The 16,534-nt window shown below is 69.2% G+C and carries 16 protein-coding genes; all 16 read left to right on the forward strand.

What is annotated here, in order from left to right:
• The 16 genes from GT370_RS13845 to flgA all read left to right on the forward strand — a co-directional run bounded on the left by GT370_RS13845 (position 1) and on the right by flgA (position 16,457).
• Complete coding sequence (locus GT370_RS13845) at positions 1 to 999, forward strand: flagellar motor switch protein FliG (RefSeq protein WP_008494039.1); 999 nt, start codon at positions 1 to 3, stop codon at positions 997 to 999.
• On the forward strand, positions 935 to 2,596 hold the full coding sequence (locus tag GT370_RS13850) for a flagellar hook-length control protein FliK (protein WP_270183240.1): 1,662 nt from the start codon (positions 935 to 937) through the stop codon (positions 2,594 to 2,596). The genes GT370_RS13845 and GT370_RS13850 overlap by 65 nt, the downstream gene beginning before the upstream one ends.
• Positions 2,589 to 3,851 (forward strand): FliM/FliN family flagellar motor switch protein, encoded by a 1,263-nt coding sequence (locus GT370_RS13855; protein WP_008494035.1) that lies wholly within the window; start codon positions 2,589 to 2,591, stop codon positions 3,849 to 3,851. Before GT370_RS13850 ends, GT370_RS13855 begins: the two co-directional genes overlap by 8 nt.
• Positions 3,848 to 4,111, forward strand: a complete 264-nt coding sequence (locus tag GT370_RS13860; protein ID WP_008494034.1) for a flagellar biosynthetic protein FliQ — start codon at positions 3,848 to 3,850, stop codon at positions 4,109 to 4,111. The genes GT370_RS13855 and GT370_RS13860 overlap by 4 nt, the downstream gene beginning before the upstream one ends.
• Positions 4,104 to 6,191, forward strand: coding sequence for a flagellar biosynthesis protein FlhA (locus GT370_RS13865; RefSeq protein WP_008494033.1), 2,088 nt, complete (start codon positions 4,104 to 4,106; stop codon positions 6,189 to 6,191). The genes GT370_RS13860 and GT370_RS13865 overlap by 8 nt, the downstream gene beginning before the upstream one ends.
• Entirely contained in the window at positions 6,184 to 6,747 is a 564-nt protein-coding gene (locus GT370_RS13870; protein WP_008494032.1) for a sigma-70 family RNA polymerase sigma factor, read from the forward strand. Before GT370_RS13865 ends, GT370_RS13870 begins: the two co-directional genes overlap by 8 nt.
• Positions 6,744 to 7,550, forward strand: a complete 807-nt coding sequence (locus GT370_RS13875) for a flagellar motor protein (RefSeq protein WP_008494031.1) — start codon at positions 6,744 to 6,746, stop codon at positions 7,548 to 7,550. The genes GT370_RS13870 and GT370_RS13875 overlap by 4 nt, the downstream gene beginning before the upstream one ends.
• Complete coding sequence (locus GT370_RS13880) at positions 7,474 to 8,418, forward strand: flagellar motor protein MotB (protein WP_270183241.1); 945 nt, start codon at positions 7,474 to 7,476, stop codon at positions 8,416 to 8,418. Before GT370_RS13875 ends, GT370_RS13880 begins: the two co-directional genes overlap by 77 nt.
• A 5-nt stretch (positions 8,419 to 8,423) precedes the next feature.
• Positions 8,424 to 8,585 (forward strand): hypothetical protein, encoded by a 162-nt coding sequence (locus tag GT370_RS13885; RefSeq protein ID WP_270183242.1) that lies wholly within the window; start codon positions 8,424 to 8,426, stop codon positions 8,583 to 8,585.
• Positions 8,573 to 8,695, forward strand: coding sequence for a hypothetical protein (locus GT370_RS13890; RefSeq protein WP_270183243.1), 123 nt, complete (start codon positions 8,573 to 8,575; stop codon positions 8,693 to 8,695). The genes GT370_RS13885 and GT370_RS13890 overlap by 13 nt, the downstream gene beginning before the upstream one ends.
• On the forward strand, positions 8,692 to 9,342 hold the full coding sequence (locus GT370_RS13895) for a FliH/SctL family protein (RefSeq protein ID WP_234730552.1): 651 nt from the start codon (positions 8,692 to 8,694) through the stop codon (positions 9,340 to 9,342). The genes GT370_RS13890 and GT370_RS13895 overlap by 4 nt, the downstream gene beginning before the upstream one ends.
• Positions 9,339 to 10,676 (forward strand): FliI/YscN family ATPase, encoded by a 1,338-nt coding sequence (locus tag GT370_RS13900; RefSeq protein WP_270183244.1) that lies wholly within the window; start codon positions 9,339 to 9,341, stop codon positions 10,674 to 10,676. The genes GT370_RS13895 and GT370_RS13900 overlap by 4 nt, the downstream gene beginning before the upstream one ends.
• Positions 10,673 to 11,095, forward strand: a complete 423-nt coding sequence (locus GT370_RS13905) for a hypothetical protein (RefSeq protein WP_270183245.1) — start codon at positions 10,673 to 10,675, stop codon at positions 11,093 to 11,095. Before GT370_RS13900 ends, GT370_RS13905 begins: the two co-directional genes overlap by 4 nt.
• A 12-nt stretch (positions 11,096 to 11,107) precedes the next feature.
• Complete coding sequence (gene flgL / locus GT370_RS13910; RefSeq protein ID WP_008494025.1) at positions 11,108 to 12,328, forward strand: flagellar hook-associated protein FlgL; 1,221 nt, start codon at positions 11,108 to 11,110, stop codon at positions 12,326 to 12,328.
• A 15-nt stretch (positions 12,329 to 12,343) separates the two neighbouring features.
• A complete protein-coding gene (locus tag GT370_RS13915; RefSeq protein WP_270183246.1) occupies positions 12,344 to 14,386 on the forward strand; it encodes a sulfotransferase in 2,043 nt (680 codons plus the stop codon).
• A 1,369-nt stretch (positions 14,387 to 15,755) separates the two neighbouring features.
• Positions 15,756 to 16,457, forward strand: a complete 702-nt coding sequence (gene flgA / locus GT370_RS13920; RefSeq protein ID WP_270183247.1) for a flagellar basal body P-ring formation chaperone FlgA — start codon at positions 15,756 to 15,758, stop codon at positions 16,455 to 16,457.
• The last annotated feature ends 77 nt before the right edge of the window (positions 16,458 to 16,534 follow it).

Raw genomic sequence — 16,534 nt, forward strand, 5'->3', positions numbered from 1 at the left:
TTGTCCAACGGTTTGACCGGGCCTGAGCGCGCCGCGCTGGTGCTGCGCGAGCTGGGCGAGGAAACCGCCGCCGCGGTGATGAAGGAGATGGACGAGCTGACCGTCGGCCGAATTTCGGTGGCGATGTCTAATCTCAAAGGCGTCAATGCGCAGCTCCGCGAGGACATCATGCTGTCCTTCGCCTCGGATCTCGGCATCACCAGCATCGGCGGCGACAGCATCAAATTTCTCAGCCGAGTGCTGGTGAATGCGCTGGGCGAACCGCAGGCGAAGGAGATTCTGGACCGGCTGCGCCGCAATGACCGGCGCTCCAGCTTCCAGCTGCCGCCAAATACCGATGCCCGGACGCTGGCGATGCAGATGATGCATGAGCGGCCGCAGACCATCGCGCTGCTGCTGGCGCATATTCCGCATGATATGGGGGCCAATCTGCTGACCTACCTGCCCGAGCCGCTGGCGGCGGAGGCGCTGTATCGGTTTTCCAATCTCGATGTCGTCTCGCCCAGCGTGGTGAAGGAGCTGCGGGACATGCTGGAGGAGCTGGCGATGCAGACCGGCACCGGCGGGCGGCGCGTCACCAATCTCGGCGGCGCGAAGCAGACGGCGGAGATTCTCAACCATTTCCCCTCGGCCATGTCCGACACCGTGCTCGCCGCGATCGACCAGCGCGACAGCAAGACCGCCGAGAAGATCCGCGAAAATCTCTTCACCTTCGTCGATCTCGGCAAGCTGACCGACCGCAATCTGCAGCTGCTGCTGCGCGAGGTGCCGGCGGACAAGCTGGCCCCGGCGCTGCGGCTGGTCGAGCAGGATCTGCGCGACCGGTTCTTCACCAATCTCTCCGCGCGGCAGACCGAGGTGCTGAAGGAGGAGCTGAGCGGCGGCCCGCCGATCCGCCGTTCGGACGCGCTGGCGGCGCAGAGCGAGATCGTCGATGCAGCGCTGCGCCTGGCCGCCGAGGGGCGCATCACCATCAGCGCCACCGAGGAGATGGTGTGATGGGCGATGCTGTGATGCCGATGGCCACGCCGATCTCGATGACGAAGGCGAGCGCGCCCCCCCCAACAGCCCGGGGGTGGCGGATCAAGCGGCCTGGGCGCAGAGCCTGCAGGCGGCGCAGCAGGACATGGAGGCACCGTCAGCGGGCACCGGCGCGCCCGACGCCGCCGCGTCCGACGCCGCCGCGCCCAGCAACGCCGCTGCCACGCCCGCGCTGCCCCGCGCCGCTCTGCCCCTCCCGGCCGCCAACGCCGCGCCTGCCAAGCCCAAAGCCGCGCGCGCGCGCGCGCCGCAAGACGCGCAGGCGGCGAGCGAGGCCAGCCCGCCAAGCCCCCGGAAAGCGGCGCGCCAGGATGCGGTGGCGCCGCTCACAATCCCGCTGGCTGATCCAGCGACGCAGCAGCCATCCGCCGCCGTGGCACCCGCCACCGGCCCGCAGGACAGCACAAGCGCGATCGGTACGCGACATGGCGTGACGCCCTCCAGCATGGATGAACCGGCCGCCATCGGACTGCCGGACAAAGCCGCCGCGATTGATACGCGGCATGGCGTACAGCCCTCCAGCACGGATGAACCGGCCAGCGGGAAGGGCAGCGCCAAGGCCATCGCCGGCGTCGGCCTCCATACCAGCACCAGCGCCAGCATCGGCACCGGCATGAGCGCCAAAGCCGCTTCGGCTGAGCCCCCCGCGCAAGGGGACGGCGGGGCGGCCTCGCCCGTTATGGCCAGCGCGAGCGCGCCTCCCCTCATCAGCGACGGCAAGGACGCCAAGCCGGCCGCGAAGGCGCCGGGCGCCAGCCTCGCGCCAGCCGCCACCGGCGACGCGACCACGGCAAAAAACATTGCACCGGCTGCCCCGCGGCCTGGCTCTGGCACGCCCGGTCCCGTGCCTTCCGCCGTGACGCCCCGCGCCGCCAGCGCCGCACCAGCAAAATCAGGTCCAGCAAAATCCGGTCCTGGCGCGGCCTCCGCGTCCGCGCCTGGCTCTGCCCCGGCGAGCACGGCCGCCTTGCTGGCGGTCAGGGAGGCGGCCGCCACGGCTGCCATCACCAGCCCCGCCCCGCACGCGCAAAATGCCGCCTCCGCGTCCAGCAACAGCGTCTTGGGGCCTGCCTCCGCCCTGCCAATGGCCGCCCCCGGCATCCAGCCCGCCACTATGGCAGCAAACATCATGGCGGCAACCACCAGCCACGCCAGCGCCAGCCCGGTTCTGGCCGCCGGCAGCGCCACCGCCCTGGCCGCCACCGTCACCGCCCTGCACCAGGCCGGGCAAAGCGGCGCGGTGCTGCGGCTGGATCCGCCAGGGCTTGGCCATCTCTCCGTGCAGGTCGGGCTGGGGGCGCAGGGGCAGGTGAATTTACTGTTCGTGCCCAGCACCGCGGATGCGGCGCAGGCGCTGCAATCCGCCCTGCCCGGCCTGTCCGGCGCCATGGCGCAATCCGGCCTCACGCTGGGCCAGGCGCAGGTGGGCGGCCAATTCGCGCAAAGCGGCGGGCAGAGCGGGCAGCACCAGCAACGCGCCCCGCAACAGCAGGCCAGCGCCCCGCAGCCCAGCAGCGACAACCCGCCGGCGAGCGGCCTGAGCGCCTATGCTTGACGAAAACGCCGATGTCGAGCTGCTCGATCTGCTCGACCCGATGCGTGCCCCGCTGCTGCGCTCCATTCTCATGGAGACGCTGGCGGACCGGTTCATGCGCCAGATCGCCTTCGCTTTGTTCCAGCGCATGCGCCATTCGGTGCAGGTTCTCTCCTGCATCCAGAATGTGATCTCGCATGAATCCGCCATGTCCGCTTTGCCGGAGGTGATGCTGGCGGGCATCTCCGAACTCACCCCGTTGCGCGGGCGGATGCTGCTGGCGATCGATGGCGATCTGATCGGCGCGATGGTGGATGCGATGTGCGGCGCCACCGCCGCGCATCCGTTCGAGCGTTACGAGCTTTCCGCGCTGGAGACGCGCGTGGGCAAGCAAATGATCGACCTCGCCTTCGCCACCATCACCGACACCTTCGCGCCGGTGGTGCCGATGCAGCTGGAGGCCCTGGCTTATGAGAACGCCACCGGCATGCTCGCCATCGCCGATGGGCAGGATTGGATGATCGCCGTCACCGGCATTTTCGAGACCGAGCTGGGGTCGGGCACCATCCGCGTCATCGTCCCCTACTCCGCCTTCGAAACGCTGGAGGCGAAAATCGCCACCCAGTCCGGCCTGCTGGGCGGGCGCGGACCGGACCAGAACTGGACCAGCGGCATCGAGCTGCTGGCCGATACCACCAGGCTGGCGCTGAGCTTCGAGCTGGCCCGGGCGGAGGTGCCGCTGGCGGTGTTTCAGGCGCTGCAGGCGGGCGACGTGCTGCCCTTCACGCTGTGGCCGCATGCGGTGGCGGTCTCCGGCGGGGTGGATCTGTTCCTGGCCGATTACGGCCAGCAGGACGGTTATGTCTGCTGCCGGGTGCGCGCCGAATCAGATGAGGAGGAGAGTGAAATGAGCGAGCAGACAGAACGCGTCACCGGGGCGGAGAAACTCGTCGAGACCGAGCGGGTGGAGTTGGAACGGCTGCAGGCGCGCGCCGGCGGCGCGCCGGCGATTACCGCCAAGGCGGTGCTGGACCGGGTGCAGGTGGCGGTAACGGTGGAACTCGGCCGCACCCACATCACCGTGAAGGATCTGCGCGCGCTGCGCCACGGGCAGATTTTGCAGCTGGACCAGATGATCGGCGAACCTTTGGCGATTTACGCGAACGGCCAGAAGCTCGCTTATGGCGAGGTGGTGGCTGTGGCGAATGACCGCTACGGCGTGCGCGTGACCGCCCTGACCGAGGACGTGCCCGCGGAGGAGGAGCCGGCGCCATGAGTGCGGCCAGCGTGAATAGCGGCGCCTGGCTGGCCTTCGCGGAACTGGCCGGGCCGGTGCTGCTGCTGATGCTGGTCATCGGGCTGGCGGTCGGGCTGGTGCAAACCGCGACCCAGGTGCGCGAAGCCTCGATCCCGTTCGTGTTGAAGCTGGGCGGGCTGGCGGCGCTGATCAGCGCCGGCGGCACGCTGATGCTGGGTGGCATCGAACGCTACAGCACCGCTTTGTTCCACGCGATTCCGGGATTGCTGCATGGCTGACGCCAGCGCCGCGCCGCGCCCCGGGCTGTTGAGCCCGAGCCAGCTCTCCGGCCCCGCCATCATTCTGATGGTGCTGGTAATGCTCGCGGCGCCGCTGCCGCCGGCCGCGATCTCGTTTCTGTTCGCGCTGAATATTTCAGCGGGGTTGGTGATTCTCGGGGCCTCGCTCTATATCGGCTCGCCGGCGGAGTTTTCCTCCTTTCCCTCCATCCTGCTCGCCACCACGCTGATGCGGCTGGCGCTGAATGTCGCCACCGCGCGGGCGATTCTGCTCAACGGCTATACCGGGCCGGGGGCGGCGGGGCATGTGATCGAGGCCTTCGGGCAATTCGCGGTCGGCGGCAATTATGTCGTCGGCGGCATCATCTTCGCCATTCTCATCATCATCAATTTCGTCGTCGTCACCAAGGGCGCCTCGCGCGTGGCGGAGGTTTCGGCGCGTTTCATGCTGGATAGTCTGCCCGGGCGGCAGATGGCGATCGATGCCGAGATCAATGCCGGCATCCTCTCCGCGCAAGCGGCCGAGCGCCGGCGCGACATGCTCCGCCGGGAGGCGGATTTTTTCGGTGCCATGGACGGCGCCTCGAAATTCGTGCGCGGCGATGTGGTGGCGGCGATGATCATCCTGGTCATCAACATGCTGGGCGGGCTGGTCATCGGCACGCTGCAATATGGGCTGCCGATCGGCGATGCCGCGCGCACCTACACGCTGCTGACCGTGGGCGATGGGCTGGCGGCGCAGATCCCCTCGCTCACCATCTCGGTCGCCGCCGGTCTGGTCGTCACCCGTGTCGCCACCGGCGAGGATATTGGCGGGCAGATCAAATCCCAGCTGTCGAAATATCCGCAGGCGCTGGCGATCGCGGCGGTGATCACCACGGCGATCGGGCTGGTGCCGCAAATGGCGCATATCCCGTTTCTGCTGCTGGGCGGCGCGCTGGGGCTCGCCGCCTGGCGGCTCTCCCGCGCCACGCCGGACGACGCCGCCGACCAGCCCGGCGCCAAGCAGAGCGAGGATGCCAAGCCGGAGGTCAAGCCGGACAGCCTCACCGATGTCTCCGGCGTTGACCCGCTGGGCATGAATATCGGCTTTGCCCTGGCGCCGATGGTGGGGGCGGGCGAGGGCAAGCTGCTCGGCCGGCTCACCGCCGTGCGCCAGCGTTATGGCCGCGCCATGGGGTTTCTGGTGCCCGCCGTGCATATTCGTGATTCCGCCGAGCTGCCGGCGCATAGCTATCGCTTCACATTGCGCGGCGCGGCGATTGCCGGCGGCGAGGCCTGGCCCAGCCAGTGGCTCGCCATTGAAGGCCCGATGGTGGTGGAGAAACTCACCACCGGCCGCGCGGTGAAGGACCCGGCCTTCGGCCAGAATGCGGTGTGGATCCCGCATGGTGCGATCCCGCAGGCGGAGGAGCTGGGCTACACGGTGGTGGACGCGGCCAGCGCCATCGCCACCCATTTCGCCGAGGTGCTGAAGCGCTATGGCGCCGAGCTGCTGGGCCGCCCGCAGGTGGAAGGGCTGATGACCAGGCTGGCGGAAACCACGCCGCGCCTGGCTGAGGATTTGCGGGCGGGGCTGTCCGTCGGGCTGGTCCGCCAGGTCTGCCAGGGGCTGCTCGCCGAAGAGGTGCCGGTGCGCGATTTCGAGCGCATTGCCGAAGCCCTGGTGGAAGGCAGCGATAGCGGCCAGAAGGACCCGGAAAAATTGCTCGCCTCGGTCCGGTTGCGGATCGGGCGTTTCATCGTCAGCCAGTTCACCGGGCCGGAGCCGGCCTTGCGGGTGGCGGTGCTGCAGCCGAAGCTCGAGGAGCTGGTGAGCAAATCCCTGCGCAGCGCGCGCGAGGGGGCAAGCGAGGTGGAGGCGGAGATCGCCACCCATCTGCGCCAGGCCGGGGAGCAGGCGGCGAAGGCGATGCGCGCGCGCGGCGCCAAGCCGGTGCTGGTGGTGCAAGGGCCGATGCGCCGCGCCGTGGCGAAATGCCTGAACGGGGTGATCCCGGTGATCGCGCTGGAGGAAATTCCCGAAACGATGAAGCTGCAGGTGGTGCATACCGCGGAGCCCGCCCCCGCCCATGCCTGACCAGAGCCCGCCCGACCATAAAGCCCTGACCTCACTGTACGGCGACTGGATCAAGCGCATGGCGCTGCTGCTGAAAGCCCGCATGCCCTGGGCGGATCTGGACGAGATGCTGCAATGGGGCGCGGTGGGGATGATGGAAGCCTCGCAGCGCTTCGATCCGTCGCATGGCGTGGCGTTTCAGGCTTTCGCGTCGCGGCGGATCAAAGGCGCGATGATCGATGGGCTGCGCCGCGAAGGGGCGCGCCGGCGCGACGAGGCGGTGCTGGCGCCGGAGGTGATGGAAAACACCGTGCAGGAGGATTCCTACGGCCAGGTGGACCCGCTCTCCCTGCTCGCGCGGACCGACAATTACACGCTGCTGGTGGCGGCGCTGAAAACCTTACCGGAATTGGAATATCGCATCCTGGCGCTGCATTTTTACAACGACCTTAATAATCGGGAAATCGCGGCGGTGTTGGATATCAGCGAGGGCTATGCCTCGCGGCTGCGCAAGCGCGCGCTGGAGCTGCTGGGCACCCACATGAATGCGGCTCAAAGCGGAGAGACCATGCCTTGATCAACCTCGTCACGCTGTTTCTCGGCATTCTCGTCGTCGTTGGTGGCGCGCTGTCGGATCATGTGCCGATCGGCTCGCTGCTCAATCTCACCGCCTTCATCATCGTGATGTGCGGCTCCGCGTCCGCCTGCGCGCTGCAATTCGGCTTTGGCGCGTTCGGAAAATGTTTCAAGGCGGTGATGTGGATTGCCAAGCCGCCGCGGATCGATCTGCACGCTTATATCGAACAGGTGGCGGAATGGTCGGCCAAGGCCCGCGCCGCCGGCACGCTGGCGCTGGAGGCGGAAATTCCGAACATCGCCGACGATTTTCAGCGCCAGGGCCTACAGATGATCGTGGACAACACCCCGCCCGAGGAATTCGCCGCGATGCTGACCGCCGCCGCCGAGCAGAAGGATCATGCCCAGGAACTGCCTGGGCATTTCTGGGAGGCGATCGGCGGCTATTCCCCCACTGTCGGCGTCATGGGCGCGGTGATGGGGCTGATCCATGTGATGATGGAGCTGAACCATCCGGAGTTGCTGGGCGCTGGCATCGCCACCGCCTTTATCGCCACCGTCTATGGTGTCGGCTTCGCCAATCTGATCGCGCTGCCGCTGGGGGCGCGGCTGAAGGCGATCAGCAAGGAGCTGGCGCAGGAGCGTGTGGTCGTCATTCAAGGGTTCATCCTGCTGGCGGAGGGCAAGCCCGGCATCATCATTCGCCAGACGCTGAAGAATTTCCTCCATGAGGAGAAAAGCAAGGCCAAGGCGAAAGACGAGACCACGGAAGCGGCGCCGGACGGCGCCTCGCAGGCGGCCTGACCATGGCGCTGCTGCCCCGAAAAAGAAGAAAGAGGAAGGCCACGCCAATCACGAGCGCTGGGTGATCTCCTATGCGGATCTGGTGACGCTGCTACTGGCGACCTTCGTGGTGCTCTATGCCTCCTCCACCCGCAATCATCACAAGGAAGACGAGATCGCCATGGCCTTCATCCAGGCATTTCATGGCAATCCACCGGCGATCGTGGAGCCGCCCTCGGGGTCGCGCGGGGTGTTGCAGCATAATGTCTCGCCGATTCCGCAAAGGATCGAGGCACCGCCACGCGCCGCCACGAAACTGCCGCAGAGCATGACCAAGCAGCTCGATGCAGAAATGAAAGCCCTGCAGGCGCTGCAAATGCAATTGCAAAAGGTCTTTCAGCCGATGACGGATGCGCATGAGGTCAGCATGACCAGCACGCCGCTGACGCTGACCATCCAGCTCGATGCCTCGGTGCTGTTCGATTCCGGCGCCGCGACGCTGAAGCCCGCCGCCGCCAGCCTGTTGGCCAAGGTCGGCACCGGGCTGACCCATCTGCCTCCTGGATTCCGCGTCACCGTCGAGGGCTATACGGATAACCAGCCGATCTCCACGGCGCAGTTTCCCTCCAACTGGTCGCTCTCGGCGGAGCGCGCGGTCGCCGTGGTGTCGCTGTTCGCCGCCAATGGCGTGCCGGGCAACGCGCTGGCGGCGGAGGGGTTCGGCGAGTTCTCGCCGGTGGCCAGCAATGCGAACGATGCCGGGCGCGCGCAGAACCGGCGCGTGGTGGTGGTGGTGCATGCGCCGGACCCGGCCGGCGATACCGGCGCCGCGCCCAGCCTCGGCACCATTCCCGGCGCCGGCCCGGCTCCCGGCGCGGGCAAAGGGTAAAGCCCATGGCCAAAGCGAAACCCCCGAAAGCCAGCAAGCTGTTCAGCCCGATCTGGCTCAGCCTGGCGGCGATGACCTCTTGGGCGGCGACGCATGAGCCGGGAAGCTTCGCCAATCCCGGGCTGGTCGGCGCGTGGGGGCTGGGGCGCTGGCGGTGGCGCTGCTGACCCGCGCGGGTCTGGCGCTGCTCGGCCCGCTGCTGAAACTGACCGGCCAAGGGCTGAGGCTGTTGATCGCCGATGCGCGCGGCCCCGACCAGGGCGGGGCTGATCCATGAGCTTCGTGGTGCCCTCACGCGCGCGCAAGGCGGCCTTCATACAGACCGTGCTGGCGCAGGAAACGGCGGACCGCGCGGCCCAGGAGGCGGAGCTGCAGCGCCGGGTGCGGCAAGAGATCGCCAAGCTGCGGGAGGGCGCCCTGGCCGAAGCCAAGGCGGCGGGGCTGGCAGAGGCGCAGGCGGCGCTGGCGGCCGAGCGCGCGCAGCTGGCCCAGGCCTTGGCCGCCTTGCACCAGGCCGGGGCGCAGCTGGCGGCGCCCTTGGCGCAGAAAGAGCAGGAGCTGGCCGGGCTGGTGCTGGAAATGGGGTTTCTGCTCGCCCGCCATATCGCCGGCGGGGAAAGCGGCCAGGCGCGCGCCGAGCTGGCCGGGCTGGTCGAAAGCTTGCTGCGGGAGGCCGCCGCCGGCATGGCGCCGGGGCAAAAATTGCGGCTGCGGCTCAACCCTTTGGATTTCGACGGGGTGGCCAACCTCCCTGAAGCCGCCGGGACCGAGCTGGTGGCGGATGCCAGCATCACCCCCGGCGGCGCCCTGGCCGAGCTGGTCGGCGAGGACGGGGCGGCCGCCGCGCAGTGGGATGCGCGGCTGGAACAACGCTTCACGGCCTTGCGCGCGGCGTTGGCCTTGCCGGGCGAGGCGGGCGCATGATCGCGCTGGACAGCATCCGGGAGCGCACCCAGGCGCGGCTGCGCCATGCCTTGGCGCAGCCCACCATCCATCGCTATGGCCGGGTGCTGCAGGCCAGCGGCGAGGTGCTGCGGCTGGGCGGGCTGGAAGCGCCGGTGGGGGCGCGTTGCCTGATCGAGCAGCAAGATGGCGAGGCGAGCGCGGAAATTATCGGCTTTGACCGCGACAGCCTGCTGGCGATGGCCGAGCAGGGGCCGCGCGGCATTCTGCGCGGCGCCCGCGCGCGGGTGGAGGCGGGGCCGCTGGCGGTGATGACCGGGCCGGCTTTGCTCGGCCGGATACTGGATGCGCGCGGCCAGCCTTTGGATGGCACGGCGCCGCCGCTGCTGGAAACACCCTGGCCGATGCGCGGCCAGACCATCAACCCGATGCAGCGCGCGCGGATCGAAACCCCGTTCGATACCGGGGTGGCCACCCTCAACGCGCTGACCACGCTCGGGCGGGGCATGCGCATCGGGCTGTTTGCGGGCTCGGGCGTGGGCAAAACCACGTTGCTGGGGATGATCGCCCGGCATGCGCGCGCGGATGCGGTGGTGCTGGCGATGATCGGCGAGCGCGGCCGGGAAATCCGGGAATTCATCGAGGATCATCTGGGCGAGGCGCTGGCGCGCAGCGTCGTCATCGCCTCTCCGGCGGATGATACCGCTTTGGCCCGCGCCCATGGCGCGTTTCGCGCCGCCGCCATTGCCGAGTCGTTGCGGGCCCAGGGCCAGCATGTGCTGCTGCTGGTGGACAGCCTGACCCGGCTGGCGATGGCGCTGCGCGAAATCGGCCTGGCGGCGGGCGAGCCGCCGGCCACGCGCGGCTATCCGCCCTCGGTGTTCGGCGCCCTCTCCGCCTATGCGGAGCGCGCCGGCACCGGCGGGCCGGGCCAGGGCTCGATCACCGCCATCCATACCGTGCTGGTGGAGGGGGACGACCATGTCGGCGATCCGGTGGCGGATACCGCGCGGGCGATCCTGGATGGGCATATCGTGCTCTCCCGCGCCATGGCGGAGGCGGCGATCTATCCGCCCATCGATGTTGCCGCCTCGCTCTCGCGGCCGATGCCGGGCCTGGTTTCGCCCGAGCATCTGCGCCTCGCCGCGCGGTTTCGCGGGCTGTGGGCACGAAAGGCGGAAAAGCAGGACATTATCGATCTCGGTGTCTATGCGCCCGGACGCGACGCGCTGCTGGACGAAGCGTTGCAGCGCGCCCCGGCGATGGAAGCGCTGCTGCGCCAGGAGGCGGAAATGCCGGTCGGGTTGGATGAGGCGCTGGCGCGGCTGCGCGCCGTGTTCGGAGAGGCGCCATGAAGCTCGGCACGCTGGAAAAGCTGGATCTGCTGGCCGCCGCCGAGGAGCGCGCCCTGGAGACGGCGCTGAGCCAGGCCCTGCACGCGATGCGGCATCTGGAAGGGCAAAGCCAGGTGCTGGCGGCCTATCAGGCGCGGCTGACGGCGGGCTGGCGGGACGGCGCCGTGATCGCCGCCGCCGAGGCGCAGCGCGCCGGGCTGTTCAGCCTGCGCGCCCAGGATGCCGCGCTGCAGCTGGCCGCCAGCCTCGCCACGGCGCGGGAGCGGGTGAACGAGGCCGCCACCGCGCTGGCCATCCACCGCGCCAAGCGCGAGCGGCTGCGCGCGCGGCTCGACCAAAGCCGCGCCCAGGCGCTGCGCGCCGCCCTGGAGCGCGCCGCGCGCAACCAGCCCCACCGCCCCGCCGCCCCGTTGATCTGAAGGGAATCCGCCATGAATACCGCCTTCTACAGCAATTTCATCGCCAATCTGAGCGCCCAGGAAGCGCAGATAAACACGCTGCAGCAGCAGATTTCCACCGGCCAGGCGGTGCAGACGCCCTCACAGAATCCGGCCGCCTATGAAACCGCGGCGCTGGCCACGGATCAGATCAGCCGGCTCAATAACGACAATACCGCCCAGGCCTCGATCCAGACCCAGCTCGGCGCCGCCAACAACGCTTACAGCGCCACCAACACGCTGCTGGATAATGTGCAATCGATCATGCTGCAGGCGCTGAACGGCAGCACCAGCACACAGAATCTCGGGGCGCTGGCCTCGCAGGTGCAAAGTGCCGGGCTGCAATTGCTGGCGCTGGGCAATAGTGTCGGGCCGAACGGGAATTATCTGTTCGGCGGCTCGCGCAGCACGCTGGCCCCGTTCCAGCCCAATGCCAGCGGCACCATCTCCTATTACGGCGATGGCGGGCAGAGTCAGGCCAGCATCAGCACCGGGCAGACGGCGAACACGCTGGTCAATGGCCAGGTTTTCACCTCCGCCTTGAGCGGGGACGGCATCTCGTATGTCAGTGCCGCCAGCGCCAATACCGGCACCGGGGAGATCCTGCAGCAAGGGCTGGTGAATGCCGGCGCCGCCAACGCCTTCCAGCAGGGCAGCGCCTCGATCACGGTCAGCTTCGCCGTCTCCGCGACGGGCGCCACCACCTATAGCGCGACGCAGGGCGGCAGCAGCTTGGCCACCGGCACGCTGGTCAGCAACGGCACCGGCCAGACCAGCCTGCAGCTGGCCGGGGTGAATTATGAGATCACCGGCCAGCCGGCGAACGGGGACAGCTTCACCATCGCGCCGGCGCGGCCGCAAACCGCCTTCGCGCTGCTGCAACAAATCGCCTCGACCCTGGCCAGCACCACCTCCACCCCGGCGCAGGTGGCGCAAACCCGGCAGATTCTGAATCAAAGCCTCGGCACGCTGGCGCAATATCAGCAATCCGTGACCACCGCGCAGGCACAGAACGGGGTGACGCTGCAAGCCCTCGCCAATGCCTCGACCGGCGATACCACCCAGCAGACCGCGGCGCAGGCAGCCGTCAACAGCGCCACCGGAGTCAACATGCCCGCCGCCATCACCACGCTGGAACAGACGATGACCGCCATGCAGGCGGCGATGAAAAGCTTCGCCAGCGCGCAAAGCCTGAGCCTGTTCAGCTATCTCTGAAAGCGAGTCCCCAAAATGTCGGATGCGATCTTCATCGTCGGCTATTACCGCAGCGGCACCTCGGCCCTTTCCGGCACGCTGGAAAAGGCCGGCGTCAAATTCTACAACGATGCCGATGCCAACGAGCATAACCCGCTTGGCTTCTATGAAATTCCGGAACTGATCCAGCTCGATGTCGATCTCTTCAACCGGCTGGGCGTGGATTGGACGGATGTGCGCAGCCTGCCCGCCGGCTGGGCGGAGCGGCCGGACATGGCCAGCTTCACCGCCCGGCTGGATGAGATTTTGCGCCGGCGCTTTCCCCCGCGCGAACGGCTCTGGGGGCTGAAACATCCGCATCTGTGCCGGACCTTGCCACTTTATGAGCGCGCCGCCCGGCAGGCCGGGCACAGCCCGCATGTGGTGCATATTTTCCGCGACCCCTGGGCGGCGGCGTCCAGCCAGGCGCGCAAGAACGGCCTCACCCGCGCCCATGCGCTGCTGCTCTGGCTCAGCTACGCGACGGACGCGGAACGCCAGGCCCGGCATCTGCCGCGCACCTGGCTCACCTATCAGGAGCTGCTGGCGGACCCGCAGGCGCAGCTGCCCCGCATCGGCGCCGAGCTGGGGCTGACTTTCAAGCGCGACCTGCGGGCCGCCTGCGCGCATCTCAACGGCCAGCTCAACCGCTCGGAAAACCTGCCGAGCGAGGGGCTGAGCCAGCCGCTGCGCCGGCTGGTCGAGGCGACATGGGCGGCGATCCAGGCGCGGCATTTCGACCCGGGGCTGTGGGATGAGCTGACCGAGGAAACCGCTGACCTGGTTGGGTTTCTCAACGAAATCGGGGCCAGCCGGGCGCGCGCGCTGCCGGCCTTCGGCGGCGCCGCGATGGCGGCGGAGGCGCCGCGCGACGTCACCGCAATGCCCCGCCCCAGCGAACGCACGGACGAAGCGGCGAAAGCCCGGCTGCTGGCGATCCAAAATCAAATTGGAGCACTGCCGCGCCTGACCGTGCTGCTCGCCGCCCCCGCCGGGCAGGCGCCGGCGGTGACGCAGAGCCTGGAGAGCTTGCGCGCGCAATGGGCGCCGCCCGCACTCATCAAGGTGCTCGCCGCCGATGCGCTGAGCCTGCCGGGGATCGAAACCATCACCGTCGCGGACGCGCCGGAAGCGATGACGCGCGCCCTCTGCGCCGCCCTCAACGATGCGGCGCGGAGCGCGGATTATGTCGCGATCCTGAATGCCGGCGACATGATCACCCCGGATGGCTGCCTGCGCATGGCGCTGCTGGCGGCGCAAAGCCAGGCGGATCTGCTCTATTCCGACGAGATCGTGCCGCGCGCGGAAGGCGCCTGGATCCGGCAGAAGCCGGGCTGGGATGTCACCCGGCTGCGCCAGGCGGCCTATCTGGGGGACTGGGTCTGGTACCAGGGGGAGGCGCTGCTGGCGGCCGGCGGCTTTGACGAACGCCGCGCCGGGGCCGAGGAATATGATGTGCAGCTGCGCTTCGCGGCCCGCGGGGCGCGGGTGGAGCGGCTGCCGGAAGCGATCTTCATCCGTCAGCCCGGGGCAAAGCGCGACGATATCGCGCCGCAGATTTTCTGCGCCCGCGCCGCCGAGGCGCTGAGCGCGCATCTGGCCGGCGCCGGGCTGGCGGCGGAGGTGCAGAACCGCCAGCATATGGGGTTGTTCCACCATGTCCGTCTCACCCAGGACCCCGGCACCAGCCTGATCATGCTCTGCGACGGGGTGGAGATTCCCCGGCTGGACCAATGGATGACCGGGCTGTTCTCCGGCCCGGCGCTGAGCGGCCCGGTGATCCTCGTCGCCACGGAACGCGAGAGCCCGGTGGGACTTACCTGGGCGAGGTGGCGCGGCGCGGCGCCGAGCTGCAGGGCCAGGTGCTGGCCAGCCTCGCCGACAACCCCGGCGCCGCGCTGGCCCAGGCGCTGGCGCTGGCACCCACCGAGCTGGTGGCGGTGCTGGATGCGCGGATGCTGGAGATCACCCCGTACTGGCTGGAAGGGCTGCGCGCCCGGCTGGCCGACCCCGGCGTGGCGGCGGTGGCGGCGCGGATGATCACGCCGACCAGCGCGGATGGGCGGCAAGGCGAGGTGCTGGGGCCGATCGTGATCGGCGCGGATGCCCGGCTGGGGGCGGGGCATGGGGTGATGGACCCGGGCCCCGGCGGCTGGCTGCTGGTGGACCAGGAGGCCAGCGCCATCACCCCGCCCGGGCTGCTGGCGCGCCGCGCGGCGCTGGCCGCCTGTCATGTCGAGACCGGGCTGGAAGGGGATGCGCTATGGATCGATCTCTGCGCCCAGCTGCGCGCCGCCGGGCACCGCCTGGTCTGGACGCCGGATGTCAGCCTGGTGATGCCAGCCGGCACGCAGGCGCCGGATGCCACCCACCGGTTCCGCGAAGGCGGCGCCGCGGCGCGGGCGCTGCCCTGGGCGGATCCGTATCACCACCCGGCCTTGTCGCTGCATGGCGATCTGCTGGCGGCGGAATTGCAGACCGGGCTGGTGCGCGCCAGCCCGGCGGACCCGGCCAGCCTGCTGCTGACCGGCGAACCCGCCGAGCCCGCGCTCAACGCCGCCCGCGCCCTGCGCCATACCGGGAGGCTGGACGCGGATTGGGCCCCCGGCTTGCCCGGCGCGGCGGATCTCGGCCGGCGCGGCACGCACACATGGGTGCGGATCAATCCGCAGCAGCCGGCGCAGCCTTACAGCCCTGATTATACCGCCCTCTATACCACGCTGCCGGCGCCGGAGGCGCAACCCGCCCTGGCGGCGGCGCGGGAGATTTACGCCACCTCGCCGCAGCTGGTCGCGCATCTGCGCCAGCTGACCCCGGCGCCGATCCCGGTGACGCTCTGGCGCCCGGCGCTCTCCCGGCGCTTCTGGCGTCATTTCGAGAGCGGGACCGGGCTCAACACCAATCCGCGCGTGCTGTGGATCGATGAGGGTATCGCCCCGCTCTGGATGCAGGAGCTGATCGAAGCGACGCTGGAGGAAATCTCCTGGGTGATCGTGGAGCGGCCGGACCATCCTTACCCGAAAGCCTTCGCGCGGCTGGGGGCGCAGGCCAACGAGCAGAGCTGGGCGCAAGCTTTGGCCACGGTGGGGCCGCAGATCATGCTACGCCCGGTGGCGTCGGAGACGCATCACGACCATTACCCCCTGCTGCTGGGCGCGGCCGCCGGCTGCCGGCTGCTGGTGGACCGGCGGCTGGACATGCCGGAGACGCTGGGCGCGCAGGCGCTGCCCAACCGCAAGGGGGATTGGCTGAACGCTTTGCGCGCGGCGACGCGCGACCTGCCGGGGACGCTGCGCGCCGGCGCCAAGGCCCGCGCCGCCGCCCTGGCGCTGCCCGCGCTGGAGGAGTCCCCGCCCGGCTGGGCCGCGCCCGCCATGGCCCGCCTGACCAACACGGCGGAGCAGGCGGCGTGACACGCGCCGCCCTGCTGGCGGGTCTGGCGGGTCTGGCCGGGATCGCGCTCGCCCTGCCGCGCGCCGGCCACGCCGCCCCGGGCCCGACGCAGGACGAGGCGTCATTGCGCCAGGCCGTGCTGCAGGCCGCGCGGGCTTTGGCACCGCCAGGGGCGCAGATCAGCCTCGGCAGCACCGCCGGGGCGCGCGCCATGCCGGCCTGCGCTTCGCCGCTCACGGTCAGCCTCAGCGGGGTGGCGCCTTATGAACAGGCCAAGGTGGAATGCCCCGCCGCGCGCTGGACGCTCTATGTCACCGTCACCGTGGCGCAGAGCGAGGAGGTGGTGGTCGCGGCGCGGCCGATCGCCGCCGGCGCCACGCTCGGCGCGGCGGATCTCGTCCGTCGCGCTTTGCCGGTGCAGGCCTTCGCCGGCCGGCAAATCTTCACCGATCCGACCGAGATCGAGGGTGACAGTGCGGTGATGTCGATCGCCGCCGGCATGGTCATCACCCAGGATGTGCTGCAAACGCCCTTGCTGGTGAAAGCCGGGCAGACGGTGAGCGTGCATGTTTATAGCGGCGGGGTGGAGCTGGCGCTGGATGCAACGGCCGACCAGCCCGGCCATCTCGGCGATACGATTCTGCTGACCAACCCGAAAAGCGGCCGGCGCTTTTCCGCCGAGGTGACCGCCCAAGGCGTATCGCTGCACCTGAACTGAGGCATGGCAAAGAACTAACGAGACGTTATTTATTAAGTCAATTTATCAAGCCCAAAATAGTAAATATTTGACTAATA

Source organism: Acidocella sp. MX-AZ03 (assembly GCF_027626035.1).
Taxonomy (GTDB): Bacteria; Pseudomonadota; Alphaproteobacteria; order Acetobacterales; family Acetobacteraceae; genus Acidocella; species Acidocella facilis.